This window comes from Streptomyces sp. NPDC006259, from assembly GCF_042870975.1.
In the GTDB taxonomy this organism is placed as follows: Bacteria; Actinomycetota; Actinomycetes; order Streptomycetales; family Streptomycetaceae; genus Streptomyces.
In genome coordinates this window covers 1-16,922 of record NZ_JBIAHY010000011.1, presented here as the reverse complement: position 1 = coordinate 16,922, position 16,922 = coordinate 1, and the positions used below count along the sequence as shown (strand labels likewise).

Sequence of the window (16,922 nt, the reverse complement as noted above, 5' to 3'; positions counted from 1 at the left end):
GGTGCGTGAACGGCCGCCCGCGCCCGGCCCGTCACCAGCGCCCCAAGGAGCCCTGCACCCATGCACCACCGCCCCCACGACCCGCCGGAGAGCACGGAACTTGCCCCGTACGGCGAACTCGTGTTCGCCGAACTCGTTGGTGATGAAGACTCCGGCCCCCAACAGGAGTCGCAGGCACAGTCGGCTGACCCTGGCACCCGCAGGCGGCCCTGGGTCACGGCCCGGCGCGTAGCCCACTGCGCGCGCACTGCCGCGGGCGCGATCGCCGGACAGATCCTTCCCGGCCTGCGCCATGCCCTGACCGCGGCACGGTACTGGCTGCGCGCCGGCTACATGTCCGACGACGAGATCCGCCGCCGGATCATCAACAAGCCGCTGGAAGCCGACCTGGCCCGCCGGGAAGAGGCCCGCAGCGCGGTCCGCCGAGCCGAGAAGAAGCTCAAGCGCCTACTCGCAGACGCCGCGGCGTACGGCCTTGAGGCTTCCGAGAAGCAGAGGATCCGTGACCTGAGCCTGGAGATCCGCCGCCGCCGCAACGGCCTCACCGCACTCCAGTCGGTCCCCTTCGCCGCCGAGCAGCCCACGGAGGAGCAGATCCGCAGGGCCCGCTCCCTGATGGCACTGGGCCGCTTCAGCGCCCTCGTTCCCGCCCTCGGCGCCGCGGGCACCGCAGCCGCCAGCGTCCCCGCGAGCCTGCTCGCCGTTGCCCCGATGCTCGCCGCAGGCGGATGGTGGCTGACCCACCACCCCGTTGAACTCGTCGAACGGCCCATCCCCGAGGACCTGCTGCTGCCCGAACTGGCCCCTCCTGTGCAGGAGGACGCCGCGGCGGCCGGCGCACCCAGCGGCGACGGCCCGGAGGAGGACCGCACCCCCTTCCCGATCGCCCAGGCATCCACCACCGAAGAGGCCGGCGATGCCCTGCTCCGAGCCCTGCTGCACGAAGGTCAGGACGTCGATCACGTCACCGACGTCACCGGGGAGCCCTGGGGATGGTCTGCTCGTGTCACGTTCAACACCGGCACCCCCGACGACCTCAACAAGGACGACACCTACAAGGGCCTGATCACCCTGCTCAAGCTACGCCGCAACGGCCTGCTCATCGAAGGTGATCCTGACGCGGGAGACGCCTGCACCATCCGCATGGTGCAGCACTCTCCGTTCAGCCCGGAACTCGTCGGCGACGTCCCGTACCGCGCCCCGCTGTCCATGTCGATCACCGAGCCGGCCGACTACGGCGTCTCCATGGACGCCCGGCAGCTCACCTTCGCCCTCGCAGGACTGATGCTGCTGATGGTCGCCGACTCCGGCGCTGGCAAGAGCGGCGTCATGCTGGCGCTGGCCGAGGTGGTCACCGCCTGCCGCGACGCCGTCGCCTTCAACCTCGATCCGGTCGGAACCGGCGTCGGAGACCTCGGCGAGGCGATCACCCTCGACGCCTGCATGGATGACGACAAGATCGTCGCCACCCTGCAGTTCCTGCTCGCACTGTGCTCCGCCCGAGCCCGGCTGCGTGCCCGCTACGGCTGGGGCAACAAGTGGCGTGTCTCGCCCGAGCACCCCGCCATCGTCGTTTTCGTCGACGAGTGGGCCCAGCTCTCCGCCCAGGCGAAGAGCCTGCTCATCCGGCTGCTCCTGGTCGGCCGCAAGGAAGCGATCTGGGTGGTCGGCGGAAGCCAGTTCGGCACCAAGGACTGGCTCGGTGAGGCGGTCGGCCCGAAACTGTCCGGCAAGCTCCTCGGTTCCTGCCGCCGCGTCGACGTCACCGAACTCCTGGGCGGCGGCGCAATCGCCGAGGGCTACCGCGCCGACCTCCTGCGCGCGGCCACTCACACTCAGGTCAACGATGCGGGCCAGATCTACGCGCAGGGCCTGCCCGGCATGCCCGACCGCCCGGTGCGCTACAAGGTCCGCGAGGTCACTGCGGAGTACGCGGCCAAGGTCGGCGTCGAGCGCGCTGCCGCAGGCCGGCCCGACCTCACCTTCACCCTGTCTGAGGCCGGTCTCGACGCCGAATGGCGCGCACTCCTGGACCTCCTGGCCGCCGACACACCCGCTGCACACCACGACAGGCCCGAGGAACTGCCGGCGATCGTCCAGGTCCTGCGCGGAGCCTTCATGCTCGAGAAGGACCCGGCCTATCTCACCTACGACCAGCTCCACCCGCACCTGCGGGCCCTCGACGCCGAGCGCTGGGGGCGGTGGGACGAGAAGAGCGACATCTACCGTCTCCGGGAGCTCGGCAAGGCCGTACGGCGTGAACTGGACGCCGCACAGGTTGAACTGACCTCCGAGCGGATCAGGGAAATCGACGGCGCGCCCCGCGGCTTCTACCTGGCCGCGCTGGAGGAGGCCATCGAGTCCCTGCGGTGAATGGCCGGCTGATCGGCGCCCATCGGATCCTGATTGGCCGTGATCAGCGGCCCCAGCCGAACAAGGCCAATGCCCGACGTGATCAAGGACCGATGGTGGCCTGCGAGAACCGATCCAGCCGTTCAAGACCCACCATCCCGGCCTGCGAGCCTTTTCAGCGCTTCGCCGGCGAAGCGTGCTCCCGGGTCCGGGCGCCGGGAGGGGGAGGAGCGGCACCAACCCGCGTACGTGTGTTGCTTAATTGGAAATATCGCTGTACTCTTTTAGTATCGCAGGGCGTTGCCACCTCCGCCGCCCCACCCCCGTCGTCACCGACGGGCTCTCAACGCCGAAGAACAGGAATCATCCATGGGCTTTCCCGGTCTGGAACAGAAGATCCGCATGACGCTCGTGACCGAGCACGACGTGCGAGTCCCCGTGCCCGTGAGGCTCTACTACCTGAGCGCCGACCCCTACGCCGTCCAGCTCTCCTTCGACATCTCGCCCGACGAGGTGGTCCGGTGGACGTTCGCCCGCGAACTGCTGGCGCAAGGCATGACGGCACCCGCCGGAATCGGGGACGTGAAGATCACCCCCCTCGGGACCACCCAGGACCCCAGGTTCAGCATCGAGCTGGAGACCCCCGAGGGATTCGCGCGCCTCGAAGGCATGGCGGCCCCCGTCAAGTCCTGGCTCGACAAGACCTACGAGGCGGTCCCCGCAGGCAGCGAGTTAGACGCGATCGACATCGACAGCATCCTCGAAGAACTTCTGGCCCACTGACCGTGCGGGAACACGGGGCCGATGCCACGGGGTGACGGCCCCTCCACGCCAGAAACTTCACGCCGCGATGTCACACGGACGCCGCGAAGTACACCTCTAGTAGTGACCCGATCACCACTCCAAGCCAGGAGTTCGCCATGCCTGCCACCCACTCCCTTGAGAAGACCTCGGCCATCAGCCTCGACAAGGTCGCCGGAACCGCGCCCGACCTCATCGGCATGTACAAGGACGCCGAGACCAGCCTCCGAGACCGCGACCTCATCGGCAGGCGCGCCGCCGTCTACCTGGTGATCGACCGCTCCCTCTCCATGAAGCCGTACTTCCGCAATGGAACCGTCCAGCGACTGAGCGACCAGATCCTCAGCCTCTCCGCGCACCTCGACGACGACGGCAGGGTCCCGGTCGGATTCTTCTCCGACGAGATGCACACACTCGCACGGAGCCGTCTGCTCCGACGCCCGCAGGCTTTCGAGGAAGTCGCCCTGGGCGCCCACCAAGGCCGCATCGCCCAACTCCACAACTCCCTGGGCCCCATGGGCGGCACCCACTACCGCCCGGCCATGGAGGCGGTCCTCGAGCACTACCGTGGATCCAAGGCCTTCAAGGCATCGATCCCCGCCTTCGTCGTGTTCCAGACCGACGGAGGACCGCAGGACGAATCAGCTACCCGCGACTTCCTCCATGCCACCGCCCACGAGAACGTGCGCTGGCAGTTCGTCCCGTTCGGCGCGGAGCGTCACTTCGACCTCCTCAGGAGACTCCCCGGAAACACCGGCATCAGCGCCGTCGGCGCCAACCCGCTGGCCCTGTCCAACGCCGAGCTCTACAACCGCCTGGTCACCGGGCTTCCCCGCACCTGAGACACGCAGGGCGGCCGCGCATCACCGCACGGCCGCCCACCGGCCTGACCACAACAGCCACAGACCTCAAGGACCTACGTTGCACCGCACCACCTTGCGCCCGATGACCGCGGCAGGAGCACTTTCCGTGGCCCTGATCCTCACCGGATGCGGCGCCACCGACCTGGACCACGGAAAGGTCGTCGAAAAGCGCGCCCGGCCCGCCACAGGCCCGATCTACGAGAACGTCGAACGGCCGGCCGCGTGCCGCTCCGCGCGCACGCAGACCCTCCGCACCAGCCTCTCCCGGCCGAACCCGCCGAAGCCCCGGCCGCGTACCGACACCTCCGACGAGCAGCCCGATGTGCAGAAGCCGCCGCGCACCGACACCTCGAAGCCGAAGCCGAACCCGCCCCGCAGCGACGCCTCCAAACAGAAGCCGACCCATTCCGCCCCGAGCCCGAGCCCGAGCGCACCGGGGAAGAGCAGCCCCTCCGCGCCCTGCGGGACGACCTCGGTCCCCGTCTTCAAGGGGTACCGGACCCCCGCGAAGTGGGAGCTGAAGCTGCGGGACGGCAACGAGACCGACTGGGAGACCGTCACCCGCGACGAATACGACAGCGTCGAAGTCGGCGACCACTTCTGAACCTTGACCGGCGAAGGGCCCGGCACTGCCGGGCCCTTCGCCGATCCACGGCCCCCGCCAGATACCGGAGGTCAGATGACCAGCCCGCGGACACCGACCGATCCCAGCCCCGCCGAGTTCCTCGTGCACCTGGCGCGCGCGGACAGCGCCACTACACAGGACAGGCCCGTCGTCCTGGTCCTCGGCCGCAGGGACATCCGCCAACTCGCCGCGCACGGCGCCGACGACTTCGCCCACAGCACCTGCGGTCTCTGCCGGCGCCCGCACGCGGACCACCGAATCCTCGAACTCGAGCTGTCCTACGACGATCAGGGGCGGCTCGACGGCATCACCACAACCACCTGCACCACGATCACGCCCGTGCACCACTCCCTCCGACCGAACAGGAATGACACCTGTGGCCACCTCGTTGACACATCTGCCTGAGCACGCCATCGCCGCCTACGCCCAGGAACGCGCCTCCGTCCAGCGCATGATCCTCGAAGCCCGCTGGGCCAACCTGCAGCGCGACGATACCTACGAACACCCCGACACCTACCGCGACGACCAGCTCCACCGGATCAGGCGAGCCCACCTCGTGCACCTCGGCGCCCTCTACGACGTCCTCGCCCTGCGAGGAGCACGCGACACCGAAGTCCACGACACCGCCCGCGGACTGGGGACCGAACTCCTCGCCCACGACGGCTTCCACCTGCCGACCACCCGCGGCTCCGGCATCAACCATCTGCGCACCACCTATGCCGACCTGCACCACCACGCCGGCCCCCGTCCCCGAGCCGCCCTCCCACCTCCCGCCGCGGACCAGCAGGCCGAGCCCGCCGCCCTGCCCGGGCGCTACCCGACCGAGTCCCGGCTCGTGAGCGACGTGCTCCGGTCGTACGCCGTGGCCAAGGCGTGCCAGAACGACGGTCTGACCACGGACGCGTACGCCCAGATGCGCCGACACCACATGGCGCGCGGGCTCCTGCTCTGGAAAGCGTCGGCACTCGCACCCGCCGACCGCGCCGCAGCGCAGGCAGCAGCTCAGGCTGGCCACCACGTACGAAAACTCGACGGGCACCCCCGCACGACCGAAGAGAACGCCCGCCAGTACCTGCTGGAGGCGTATCTCGAAGTACTCGGCGAGAGGGACGAGGACGACCAACTGCACGAGCCGGATTGCCCCGGCGGCTGCGGCGGAGACGGCATCGTCATGGCCACCCTCACCTGGGACGATCAGGGCGACGGTATTTTCGTGCCCGTCTGGGCCGAACCGATCGACTGCACGGCCGGTGTCCCGCAGGAACACGACCGGGACTGCCCGGAGTGCCATGGCCACGGCTACACGTACAGCCGTGGCGAACGTCACCTCTGCTGCTGTCTGCAGCCGGTCGACCTCACCGCATAAACCGCATCCTCGGAGCACCGCCCTTGGGGCCGTCACGGCCGTGCGCCAGGGAGGAATCGCCCCCCGAACTGTGGAGCCGCCAACAGGAAGGCGGAGGTGATTTCGCCCTCCTCTAGGAGGGGCGAATTCACCCTCCAACGTTGGAGCATGGCAGGGAGGGGAGATCACCCCGGCAGGACGGACCGTCCTTGCTGACGAGGGAGGCGGAATCGCCCCGGTGGCCGCACGACGGCAGCGGGGCGATCTCACCCTCACCTCCTGCGCCCAGTTATCAGGGAGGCAAAGTCACCGTCTGGCGGGCGGAACACCGCGCACCTCGGGTGAACCGGGCCTCCGGCCCGCCCGAGACAAGCAGCAGGCGCCGGGCGCCATCGGCGGTGGATCGTCCGTATGCGGCGGGCCGGACGAGGTCGCACCTCTGGTCGCACCTCTGGTCGCGCCTCTCGTCGCGCTCCTGGTCGCGCCTCTCGTCGCGCTCCTGGTCGCGCCGGAACCAACCTCTGAAGGTGGAAAAAGCCCAGGTCAAGCCTTGTATTCGGAGGACCGTGGAACGCCGACTACTTCCCTACAGGGCTAGTTGGCCAGGAACAGGATGCGAGAACGGGTGGGCGATGCCGGCGAGTTGAGGAGGAGGAACAAGAGGAGCGGAGGAGTAGAGCAGAGGAGCAGAGCGACGGAGGAATGGAACTGGACACAGATACGAGAGAGCACGGATGGCACGAAATCGTGGAGAGGGTGAGGCAGTGGGTTGGGTCCGGGTGGCGGTTGAAGGCTCTGGCTGACGTCTCGATGGGGGCCGGGGCAGTTCGGTGGGGCTCGGCGGATGCCGGGGAGTCCGGCCGACCGGGGTGCGGGCGGCGGCCCGCAGAGGGGTGCAATTGCATAATTGGAAATATCTATGGCCGCTCGGAAGTGAGCGGCCATCGGGAGGGGCGGAGCGCGGGAAGGGGGGGAGGAATCACCCCTCCCCGCGATCGCTGCTGCGCCGGGGCATGGTGAGTACGAAAGCGAAGAGTGCCCCGACGGCTGCGACGATCACGAACGCGGTGCCCACGGCGGAACTCACTCCCACTGCCAGCGCGAGCCCGACGACGCCCAGTGCGACGGCGGCGCACGGTCCACCCCGGAGGAGGGCCCAGCGGGGCCACGGGGTGGTTGGGATGGCGCCGATCCTCTTCATGCTGCGTACCTCCGTAGTCGGGGAGGCGATTTCGCCGCCCTGGAGATTGTCTCAGGTGGTCCGTACGACGTGGGCGAAGGTCGAAGATCACTGTTCCGGCGGCGGCGCCTACACCTTCGTCTCCTACGTCGGCCTCGGCGCCTGAGAAGGGACCCGGATACCCATGCCATCACGCCGACGCGGCGACGGTCCGCTGATGAACGCCGTCAACCTCCTGGGCATCTTCGGACCGCTCATCCTCGGCGCCGTCCTGCTGGGCCGGTACCTCGCCTGAACAGCCCCGCCCCGCCCCGCGCTCGCTGTCGGGTCGGGCCGCGCGGGGAGAGGGCACTGGACTTCTGAGGGCAAGCGGGGCCGGCAGCGGGTGCCCGAGGCGCATCGGCCGGCCCCGGGCGTGCTGATGACCAGGCAGACCGCCTGACCACCCCCGCCGCCCGCCCCGCTGCCCGCCCGTGCCCTGGACGGTCGGCGGGGCGCGCGTTCCTCTTCCCGCAGGCCTGCGGCTGCGGGACGGGTCAGGCGCGGGGAGGGGCGACCATGCGGTGGTACTCGGGCTCGAACAGCATCGTGGTGGTGCCCACCTCGGCGCCGTCGGGCCGGGCGACGTGGAGGGTGACGAGGTCGCGTTGGCCGGGGACGGGGCCGAGGCGGGCGGGGCGGTGCAGGAGGACCAGGCGGTGGGCGTGATCGAGGACGCCGCGGTCGTCCAGGTCGTCGGGCCGGGGCCGGCTGTCACCGTCACCGCGCCGGGGGCGCAGGTGGGCAGTGGCGACGGCGGGGACATCCAGCTCCCGGGCGAGGACCACGAGTTCGGCGGCACTCTGGCCAGGCAGGGGCGGGGAGGGTTCCAGACCGGCCGCCAGACGGAGCGTGTCGACGAGGAGCAGTCCCGCCCCGCCGGCGGCGGCTTCGGCGCGCAGCCGGCTGACGGCGTTGGAGCCGTCGGGGGTGAGCAGGCGGATTGGAATCCCGCGCAGCCGGGCGGCTGCTTCGGCCACCATCTGCCGGTCGGGGGCGTGTTCGGCCGTTCGGTCGAGGTCCTGGCCGGCTTCGGCGGCCAGCAGGCTGCGCATCGTCGCGTGCGGACTGCTCTGGAGCCCGGCCAGGATGACAGGCCGGCCGCGGTGGCCGTGGTGGCGGGCGATGCCCAGCAGCAGCGCGGTTGCGCCGGCCATGGTCCGCCCCGCCAGCACGGTCAGGGTGCCGGGCGAAAGCGGTCCGAGCAGGCCATCCAGTGCGGGGAGACCGGTGGCCGCGCTGTGGTCCGGCGCGGTAGGGCCGGTGGTGCGCGGGGTGCGCAGCGCGGCCAGGGCCGCGGTGTAGGGGATGCCGGCCCGGGCGGCCAACTGCTGGGCGCGGGCGGTCAGATCGGAGCTGGTACGGCGGCTCACAGTGGTCACTTCCCGGCACGCCGCCCACGCCTGCGCGCCGTACGAAGAAGGGCGCGGCCAAAACTCCACGGACCCCCGCCCGGCGGGGTGCCGGGGTGCCGGTATCCCTGTCCGGCGGGCCTTCGACCTGTGAGCCAGCGCTGCGTGGGAGCATCTGCGGCGGTCTGGGTGCGTGCGTGTCCAGCACCACCGGCGACGATATCCGATGCCGCCCAACTTCCGACGCTTCGGCAGACGCGCTTGCGCCGCGCCGTCAGCCCCGGCCCTCGGGCCCCGGACGCGTGCCTGCCCTGGCCAATTCGGCTGTCGCCGGGTGGGGTTGAGGCACGATGGAGGGCATGGGACGAGCCTCTCGACGCAGGGCAGAGCGCCGCAGCGCGCCACGGCAACCGCAGCCGGAGGGCGCCGAAGCGCCACAGGTACACGGCCGCTACCTGATCCGCCCGGCCACTCCCGACGACGACCCCGAGGCGGTGCGCGCGCTGCTTCAGCCGGTCGACTTCCTCGACGACGCGATGCCCGAGGAGATCATCGACCGGATGCGCACCGGCTGGCGGCTGCCGCCGAAGTTCGGCACCGCGACCCTGCTGCTCGCCCAGGAGCAGCCCGCAGGGCCCATTGTCGGCCTGGCTCACGCGATCCCGCCGGTCCAGTGGTTGATGGAGATGCAAGCCGGCCTCGGCCGGCCGCTGTGCCTGCTGCTGTCGAGGGCGCTCGTCGAGCTGGAGGCGGTGTCCGTGGCCGACAGCGCCCGCGGCCAAGGGCTCGGCCACCAGCTCGTCGACCACCTGGTCCGCTCCTACACCCGCCAGGGTTACCAGGCGATGGTGGGCGGCATCCACACCCACAAGCCGTACCTGGCCCCGTACTACGAGGCCGACGGCTTCCATGTCCTGGCCCCCGGCGCCCCGCTCGTCCTGCAGTTGCCCATCGGACGCATTCAGTGGTCGGCGGACGCGTCGATGCGGCACCTGGCGCGCCCCCTCACTTCGCAGGTGTCGTACCGGGCCGGGGTGCTGAACGGTCTGCTGGCGGGCCGGTTGTCCTGAAGCCGGGCCCACGGCCTGTCCCAGGAGACCGCGGCCGGCGGCGGGTGGCGGGCATCCGCCGCCTGCGGTCAGCCGACTCGGGCGGCTGGAGCGGGCCGTGGCGGCGGCGCGGAGACCTCGGTGGGCAACGCCGGGGGAGGCCCGGGCGGATCCCTGTGGCTTTTGGCCTGGCAGATGACCATGCCGCCGTCGTCGGTGCGCATGAAGAAGTCGACGCCCCTGTCGTCGGTGCCAACGGTGAAGACACCGTCGGCAAGGGCGCGGCTGAGCTGGTGGCCGATGAGGGGTGCGGCCGTGTTCCAGTCGGGTGCGGTGGTCCCGTTTCGGTGCGCTTCCCGGCTGGCAGACCGGTACGCCGTGGCGATGGCTTCGCCGAGCTTCGGGAGGGCTGCGGCTAGGGGGGTGAGGTCGAAGCGGGCGCGGTCTGCGGCGATGGCTTCGCCGGCCTTCGGGAGAGCTGCGGCCAGTCCGGCGAGGTCGTAGCGGGCGCCGGTGTCTGCTCCGCCGCGGGCCAGGGGCGCCGGGTGGATGCGGCGGATCAGCTGCGTGCGCTGTGCGCGCGGGGGAAGGCGGCGTGTCCCGCGCTGGGCGATGACGTGGCTGTAGGCGTCGATGTACGGACGCTGGGCCGCCGGACGGCTGATGCCGCAGGCGGTCAGGAACGTCACCAGCTGCTCGGCGCTGGCCGGCAGGCCCTTGCGGTTGACGATCCGCCACGCGGTGGTGCGCGGAAGCGGCGTGCGGCCGGGGGTGAGGCCGGCGTCGCTGAGGGAGGGAGCACCGGCCCGTTCGTAGACCTCGGCGAGGGCGAGAGCGAGGTCCCGCTTGGTGGTGATGAAGTCGGGGGCGGGCGCCTTGAGCTCGTGGAGCTTGTCGCGCTGGGCGGTACGGCCACGGGTACGCAGGAGACGGGCCCGGGCCCGGTCTGCCTCGCCGGCCCCGCAGGCGCGCAGGTAGGCGTCGAGGACTGTCACGGTGGGCGCGGCGGTGCCGGACTCGGCACGCTGCACGGCGCTGCGGGAGACGTTGGCGGCTTCGGCCAGCACACGCTGGGGCAGCCGCGCGGCCCGGCGCAGCGCGATCAGGTGCTGAGCGAGGTCGGCGAAGGGGCGCTGCGGGGAGCAGCCGGCGACGGTGAGGGAACGGGGCATGGCCGGCGCCTACTTGCCCGCGCCGGAGCGCACGGCGGTCTCGACGAGGACCGTCATCAGGCGGCGGCCGCCGCCTGCGGCGGTGAGCGTGGCCGCGCCGATCGCGCCGCAGCCGCCCAGCAACGCAAAGACGGTCTGAAGCTCGGTGCCGGCGAGGAACAGGCCGCAGCCCAGACCCAGGAAGGCGATCAGCAGGATCAGCGCGTGGGTGGGCCCGAACCGCCCGGCAGCGCCGTCCGGTTCGCTGCCGCGGACCGTCGGCGGCACGGCGGCAGAGGGACAGGCACAGGCCGGGGCGGGGCCGGCCGGGAGGGGGAGGGGGACATGGCTCATGGCGTGCAGGACTCCGTCCTGACGGGGGCCGCCGGCGGCGTGCCGGGGCCCGGGCTCTGGTCGCAAAGTGACGTGGCTCGCAAGGCAGTTGGCCCTGCCGTGCTGCGGGCTGCGCGGTACACAGCCTTCCACGCTCGCGTACCCCGCCACCTCGCCCAGGTGCACCTTTTGTCTGGAATGTGAATTCCTGGCCCCGCAGATGTTCCCCGTCCCGCTACGAAATTCGGCGCCCCGCCGGCCCGCCCCCACCGCGCCGGTGACGTCGCTGTCCGCGCGGTCCGCGCCCTGGGCGGCTCACCGTTTGTTCCAGCCGACTTGCGGACCAGGCCCCATCAGAAAGACGGTGGTCCCAGCACAACACCGACGGCAAGCCGCCGGTGTTCTCCTGACGGCCCTGGTCGCAAGCCCGAACCCGTTTCAGGACTCTCCGGCAGGCGCGTTGGCCCGCGCCCGCCGACCCGCCGAGCCGGCACCGCACCCGGTGCCGGCTCGGCGCATTTTCCGCCATCCCCGCTCTCGAGTCGTACACGGTGCTCCGCCGCCGGTAGACCGCACGCCGCACGCCGTCGGCCCGTAGAACCGGTGGCGGGAGATGCCCGTACCGCGCCGCACCTCACGGCGGCTGCGGACCTGGGTGCAGAGCAGCGGACGACGAGCGCGGTCCCGCGCAACGTGCGAAGGAAGCGCGGGACCGCAGGCCGCGGCCGTCCTGTCGAGCCGGGCAAAAGGGACCGTACGTCACCCGCCGGCGGTGCCCCGCGCGGCACTCCGCGCGGGGCCCCGCCGGACTGTACGTCGGCAGGCCAGCCGCGTGCCGCTCCCAGCCCCCCGTCCCGCCGACGCCGTCGTTGCCCGTTGCATGTCGCGTTGCAAGCACCGTTGCATGTCGCGTTGCGAGTGCCGTTGCGAGACTCCGTTGCGGCTGTTGAGGCGGGGGCGGGGGCGCGCACGGTCGACGTCGTGCGCCCTGCCGCGGCCGGCCAGCCCGGCCGTAGCGTCACGACCAGGCCCTGGCTGCCCGCCGGGACCGTGCTGCGGAAGGGGGCTGGGTGTGGAGCGACGCAGTGTGCTGGCGGCGGGAGTCGCCTTGGGGGCCGGTATCTTCGCCGACCCGGTGGCAGCGTGGGCGGCTCTGATGCCGCGGTTGTCCGCCGGCGACGTCGCCGCGGGCGGCCGGCTGTTCTCCGCCGGCGCCTACGCCCGGCTCGACCAAGTGCTGCCGCTGCTCCTGGCCGGGGCCGCGCAGAGCATCGAGCAGGGCCCGGCCGGCGCCGCCCGGGCCGCCGGCGTGTGGGTGCTGGCCTCCCAGCTCGCGGTCAGGCAGGACCGCGCCGAGGCCGCCGGCGCCTATGCGAGCCGGGCCGGTGCCGCGGCCCGCCGCTCCGGCGATCCGGTGGTGCTCGCCGACGCGGCCCGCGCGGCCGCGACCCCGCTGCGCCGCACCGGCCGCACCGCTGAGGCCCTGCACCTGCTGAAAGAGGCACGCCTCCACCTGACGGCCGGATCCCGGCCCACCGCCGCCGAGCTCGATGCCGCGGGCATGGCGGCGCTTACCGCCGCCTCCACCGCCGCCCAGGCCCACCAGCCCGCCACCGCCCACGACTTCACGGCCCAGGCCGAACAGAGCACCGCCCGCCACCCGTACACCGCCGGCCGCCCCCGGGAGCTGGCCGCCGCCCAGTGCGCCCTGTACCGGGTCGGGATCCACCGCCACCTCGGCGACCTCGACACCGCACTCGCCGCGGCCCGCCGCCTGCACCGCGCCCAGCTGCCACCGCCGAACGACGCGCCCGCGCCGCCACCGCCCGGGCCCTCCTCGACGCCGGCGATGCGGCCGGCGTCTTCGCCCAGCTGCGCCTCGTCGAGCTCGCCGCCCCTCTGGAGGCCCGCCGGCCCTCGGTGGGCACGCTGACCGCACGGGTCGCCGAGCTGCGGCCCGACCTGCCGGGCCTGAACGACTACGCGCACCGCACCGCGGCGCCCTCCATCTGACCTGGAGAGCTTGACGGGAACCGCCCGGCCGCGCCGCAGCAGCGCGGCCGGAGGCCGTCACGATGCCGCCGGCCGCACCAGTTCCGCGCCACCGCGCGGCCCCCGCCCGCCTACCGCGGGAGGTACGCGGCGAGTTCGGCGCGAAGGTCCCGGCCGGCCCCGGCCGCGGACCGCGCCTGCTCGAGTTCCTTCAGCTCGTCGTCGGTGAGGCTGTCGACCCAGGCCGCCATCCGCCGGTGCTCGGCCTCCTCCTCATCGCGCAACTGCCGGTCGTACTCGTCGGCTTCGTCCTCCTCCGGAATCCATGGCGCACAGCCGCGTCCCGCGCACGCCGCTCCTCGACCTCATCGGCGATCTCCTCGACGATGCCGCACGGGTATCCCGCCCGCGTCCGCGGCTCGGGCCCGGTCAGGAGCCGCGCGCGGGCGGCGAGCAGCGCCCGGGTGGTCTCCTTGCCGGCGCCGCACGCCGCGGCGAACGCGGCCAGCAGCTCCTCGCCGGGCAGCCGCCGGCCGGTCAGGGCGTTGTGCAGGGCGCTGCGCGAGAGGAGGCCCGCGGCCGCGGGCGAGGCGGCCAGCTGACGCAGACTCGGCCCGCCGGCCGCCGCCCGGACCTTCTCCATGGCCCGGGCCAGTCCCGCCCGGGTGGTGATCTGACGCCCGGGTACGTACGCAGCCGGCTTCCCAGCAGGCTTGGGGCGCACGGCGGCCTCGGCCGCCGCCCACAGCCGCCCGGCCTCCTCCTCGTCTGCGCCCGCGCCACGGGCGAACGCGCGGACGGTGCGCAGGCTGGGATGCCGGCCGTCCAGGGCCCGGCGCAGGGTGCACACGGATACCGGCATCCCCCCGACGCCGGCCCACCGGGCGAGGAAGGCGAAGGTGCGCTGCCCTTTTGCCGCCTGCAGCCAGTCCCACAGCCGCGCCAGCTCCACCGGCCCGGCCGGCCGGCGGCTCACCCGCGGCCGCCGCTGGCGGCCAGAGCAGCGATGGCGGCGAGGAGCCGGCCCGCGCGGGCGCCGGCGAGCAGCAGGCCCGCGGCCGCCGTGAGCACGCTCAACACCGCGGGGATCGGGCGCTCGAGGACGGCGAGCACAGTCACCGCGGCGATCGCGGTGATGACGACGGCCGCCTCGCCCGCACCGAGCCTGCCGGAGGCAGGCACGGCCACAGCGGCCGGCTGGACGCCGGCAGGCTCGGCGGAGGTCGGGACAGCGGACATGACGGGGCCCTCCAAGGCGATCGACACGACAGCCCGGCCGGGAGCGAGCACGACCGGCGCGGTGAGCCGATGGTGGCAGCGCCCGCCCCGCTCCCGCGACCTCCACCAGAGCATGCCCGGACCGACGTACCTTCCTCCCTCTGCCACGAAGTCACAGGCCAACCCCCCAGAAGAGAGCAATACCTGTCCACAGCCCAGCGCTCCCCCTGGGCCGCGAGCACGGTCGGCATCCCAGGACCGGCGGCGATACCGCGGTGAGGCGATCCGAGCAGCGCGGAGGAACAGGTGACCCAAGACGAGATCCGGCACCCGGCGCTGACCGGCGAACCCTGGCCGGTGATCGCCGTACGGGTACGCCGCGACGAGAGCAGCCCACGGGCGGCGTCCTGGCGACCGGCCCCGCACGCCGCGCTGGAGGACGTCCTGCTGCCCTGCACATGGCCGGAGCTGGAGCGCCTCGCCGAGATCGCCACCGGCCTGACCCGGGCCCGCGTGTACGTAACCGAACTCGGCGCCGCCGAGCCGGACCGGCGCCTCGTGCTGTGCCTGCGAGGAGCCCCCGGCGCCATACAGGTGGAAGGACCCCTGACCCCCGTCGCCGAGGTACTGACCGCCCGGACCCGCACCGCCACACTGCGCGTCGCCGCGGTACACCGCGAGGCCGGCCGCCCGGAAGAGGCGCAGCTGTGGCGCGCCCGGGCCCGCCGGATCCTCAAGGACGCTCGCGCCGCGCGCCGCGGCCGCAGCATGCGGGCCACCTCGGCCGGGCTGCCCACCCTCGGCAGGCGCCCCTGAGCCGTGGCCCGGAAACCGGCCCCGCAGCCGATGCTCACCAGCCTCGCGACTACATCGGTCCCCACGAGGGCAGAGACCCCGCAACCCACACAACGAGCGCGCCCCGAAAGGTCACGCCCGCCCTGCACCCTGCCGGCGACCGGCGGGCGCCCGGCATCACCCACCGGGCTGCGGCACCTCGCCCACGGCATCCACTCCGTCCGCCCTGTCCGTGCCGGCCATCTGCGCGAGGACGTACCAGAGCCGGTCGGCGCTCCCGGGCGCCCACGGAGTACGCAACTTCCCTGCGGCCGGGTCGAGTTCACCGCACCACTGCGCGTAGCGGGAAGCGATGTCGTCCGGCCAAAGGATCCCGTGACCGGAGAGCACGGCCAGGGCACGGTCGAGGTCCGCGGGATGCCCCAACACCGCCAGCCGCACCGTGACGTCCCCGAGCGCCCCCCACACCAGCCGCCGGCGCCCCTCAAGCACCCGCCCGAGACGGGCCGCCCCCTCACCCGCCGATACCGCGTCCGCCGGCGCCCCGCCCGTCCGCGGCCCGGCGAGACGGAGGACGTCCTCCAGGACGAGGCCCGTCTCATCCGCGACCTGGACCCGCCCGGCCAGCGGCGGCCGCGCCCGCCCCACCCCCGTCAGCGGAGCCGAGGTCACCTCCACCCACACCAACGCCAGCCGCCCCGGACAGCAACGCCCCAGCCCACCGGCCCAGTTCAGCCCTGCGCACCCGCAGCGCCTCGTGCTTCTCGGCCAGCCGCGCCAGATGCCGGCACGCCGCGCACACCCGCCCCCCGTCGTGCTCAAGCAGCGGCAGCTGACCGACAACCCCGCACCCCTCACACCCCCGCCCGACCGCCCGCCGCTGCGCCGCAGCGCCGCAGCGGCCAGCTGGTGGCCGGTGGCCGCGGTGGGCACGGACTCGGAGACGGCGTACAGGTCGAACGTCTCGGCCTTCCCCCGCCAGTTGAAGTCCCGGACGCGGGCGCGGACGGGACCACCGGGACGCCGGGGCGGGTCGGCGTCGGCCAGCCGGGTCCGAGTGACCAGCCCCGGCGGGAACGTCGATCCAGCGCTCGTACCGCCGGACCTCAGCCGCCGTGACCGCCGTACCGATCCCGTCCGCAGCAGCGGCACTTCCCGCCGCCCACTCCTCACCGGTCTCGCGCGTACCGTCGACTACGGCAACTACTGAATTCGTGGCGCTCAATTCCCCAATTCCTTTCCGCTTACGGGTTGCCTTTCCCTCCTCGCAACGCCATTACGTGTTACGCGCCCCTTCCGGAACCCGTAACAAACCTCTAATGGGAGTCCCTCGAGAGTGACGCCCCCTCAATTCAAACGGAATCCGTTCTGATGCCATGTAACCCGTAACGGAATACGTACCAAGTCCATAGAGGTCTAGTCCACTCGAAAGCAAGCATGGACGATTGATCTGAGGTGCCGTCAGACAGCAACGGCGCAGCACCGGTTGTCAACCTCCCCTAGTTGCTGCATACTGTAATCACAACGGACCGGGGCCGGGAAGCCCGGAGGGTGCCCCGGGCCCACCCCGACCAGAGACCCAAACCCCCTCAAACCAGGGATATTAAGCTCCTGAACAGGGAAAATGGAAGACCGGGCCGCTACCTAGCCCGGGAGCCACGTTCCGCCGGCACGGTGACCCACCCGAGGCTGGCGCCCGATACCACGGGGCAAAGACAACAGAGAGTAACATCCAACCCTCAACGCCTCCAAGAGGGTTGCGGAGCAACCCAACATCATTCCGTCGCGAAGTGACGGCGCGTCATGTCTCCGGAGGAGACAGCGCGC

16 protein-coding genes are annotated in these 16,922 nt (G+C 72.2%); 10 read left to right on the top strand and 6 right to left on the bottom strand.

Annotated features, from left to right (window positions below; translation table 11 throughout):
• Window positions 1–60: 60 nt before the first annotated feature.
• The 6 genes from ACFYO5_RS34300 (at window position 61) to ACFYO5_RS34275 (ending at window position 6,007) form a co-directional block, all read left to right on the top strand.
• On the top strand, window positions 61–2,373 hold the full coding sequence (locus ACFYO5_RS34300) for a hypothetical protein (RefSeq protein WP_388716529.1): 2,313 nt from the start codon (window positions 61–63) through the stop codon (window positions 2,371–2,373).
• A 348-nt stretch (window positions 2,374–2,721) separates the two neighbouring features.
• Window positions 2,722–3,135 carry an SsgA family sporulation/cell division regulator gene (locus ACFYO5_RS34295; protein WP_388716526.1) on the top strand — a complete coding sequence of 138 codons (414 nt, stop codon included), beginning with the start codon at window positions 2,722–2,724 and terminating at the stop codon, window positions 3,133–3,135.
• A 137-nt stretch (window positions 3,136–3,272) separates the two neighbouring features.
• Entirely contained in the window at window positions 3,273–3,995 is a 723-nt protein-coding gene (locus ACFYO5_RS34290) for a VWA domain-containing protein (RefSeq protein ID WP_388716523.1), read from the top strand.
• A 127-nt stretch (window positions 3,996–4,122) separates the two neighbouring features.
• Window positions 4,123–4,620: a hypothetical protein gene (locus tag ACFYO5_RS34285; protein WP_388716520.1), complete on the top strand. Its 498-nt coding sequence runs from the start codon at window positions 4,123–4,125 to the stop codon at window positions 4,618–4,620.
• 75 nt (window positions 4,621–4,695) lie between these two features.
• Complete coding sequence (locus tag ACFYO5_RS34280) at window positions 4,696–5,046, top strand: hypothetical protein (protein WP_388716518.1); 351 nt, start codon at window positions 4,696–4,698, stop codon at window positions 5,044–5,046.
• A complete protein-coding gene (locus tag ACFYO5_RS34275; RefSeq protein WP_388716515.1) occupies window positions 5,018–6,007 on the top strand; it encodes a hypothetical protein in 990 nt (329 codons plus the stop codon). Before ACFYO5_RS34280 ends, ACFYO5_RS34275 begins: the two co-directional genes overlap by 29 nt.
• 1,695 nt (window positions 6,008–7,702) lie before the next feature.
• Here the strand turns inward: ACFYO5_RS34275 and ACFYO5_RS34270 are convergent.
• A complete protein-coding gene (locus ACFYO5_RS34270) occupies window positions 7,703–8,587 on the bottom strand; it encodes a DnaB-like helicase C-terminal domain-containing protein (RefSeq protein ID WP_388716512.1) in 885 nt (294 codons plus the stop codon).
• Between the two features lie 329 nt (window positions 8,588–8,916).
• Between ACFYO5_RS34270 and ACFYO5_RS34265 the strand changes: the two genes are divergently transcribed.
• Window positions 8,917–9,627, top strand: coding sequence for a GNAT family N-acetyltransferase (locus tag ACFYO5_RS34265; protein WP_388716508.1), 711 nt, complete (start codon window positions 8,917–8,919; stop codon window positions 9,625–9,627).
• A gap of 68 nt (window positions 9,628–9,695) precedes the next feature.
• On the opposite strand, the gene ACFYO5_RS34260 is transcribed toward ACFYO5_RS34265, so the two are convergent.
• Both ACFYO5_RS34260 and ACFYO5_RS34255 read right to left on the bottom strand, forming a co-directional pair.
• Window positions 9,696–10,778 (bottom strand): helix-turn-helix domain-containing protein, encoded by a 1,083-nt coding sequence (locus ACFYO5_RS34260; protein WP_388716505.1) that lies wholly within the window; start codon window positions 10,776–10,778, stop codon window positions 9,696–9,698.
• 9 nt (window positions 10,779–10,787) lie between these two features.
• A complete protein-coding gene (locus ACFYO5_RS34255; protein ID WP_388716503.1) occupies window positions 10,788–11,111 on the bottom strand; it encodes a hypothetical protein in 324 nt (107 codons plus the stop codon).
• A 1,051-nt stretch (window positions 11,112–12,162) separates the two neighbouring features.
• Here ACFYO5_RS34255 and ACFYO5_RS34250 point away from each other — a divergent pair.
• On the top strand, window positions 12,163–13,023 hold the full coding sequence (locus tag ACFYO5_RS34250) for a transcriptional regulator (RefSeq protein ID WP_388716500.1): 861 nt from the start codon (window positions 12,163–12,165) through the stop codon (window positions 13,021–13,023).
• Window positions 13,024–13,293: 270 nt separating this feature from the next.
• Here ACFYO5_RS34250 and ACFYO5_RS34245 read toward each other — a convergent pair whose 3' ends face one another.
• Together ACFYO5_RS34245 and ACFYO5_RS34240 are read right to left on the bottom strand one after the other, a co-directional pair.
• Window positions 13,294–14,058, bottom strand: a complete 765-nt coding sequence (locus ACFYO5_RS34245) for a hypothetical protein (RefSeq protein ID WP_388716497.1) — start codon at window positions 14,056–14,058, stop codon at window positions 13,294–13,296.
• Window positions 14,055–14,321, bottom strand: coding sequence for a hypothetical protein (locus tag ACFYO5_RS34240; protein ID WP_388716494.1), 267 nt, complete (start codon window positions 14,319–14,321; stop codon window positions 14,055–14,057). Before ACFYO5_RS34240 ends, ACFYO5_RS34245 begins: the two co-directional genes overlap by 4 nt.
• A gap of 285 nt (window positions 14,322–14,606) precedes the next feature.
• On the opposite strand from ACFYO5_RS34240, the gene ACFYO5_RS34235 reads away from it, so the two are divergent.
• A complete protein-coding gene (locus tag ACFYO5_RS34235; RefSeq protein ID WP_388716490.1) occupies window positions 14,607–15,116 on the top strand; it encodes a hypothetical protein in 510 nt (169 codons plus the stop codon).
• A gap of 156 nt (window positions 15,117–15,272) precedes the next feature.
• Here ACFYO5_RS34235 and ACFYO5_RS34230 read toward each other — a convergent pair whose 3' ends face one another.
• Window positions 15,273–15,767 (bottom strand): hypothetical protein, encoded by a 495-nt coding sequence (locus ACFYO5_RS34230; protein ID WP_388716487.1) that lies wholly within the window; start codon window positions 15,765–15,767, stop codon window positions 15,273–15,275.
• 109 nt (window positions 15,768–15,876) lie between these two features.
• Between ACFYO5_RS34230 and ACFYO5_RS34225 the strand changes: the two genes are divergently transcribed.
• Entirely contained in the window at window positions 15,877–16,305 is a 429-nt protein-coding gene (locus ACFYO5_RS34225; protein ID WP_388716484.1) for a hypothetical protein, read from the top strand.
• The last annotated feature ends 617 nt before the right edge of the window (window positions 16,306–16,922 follow it).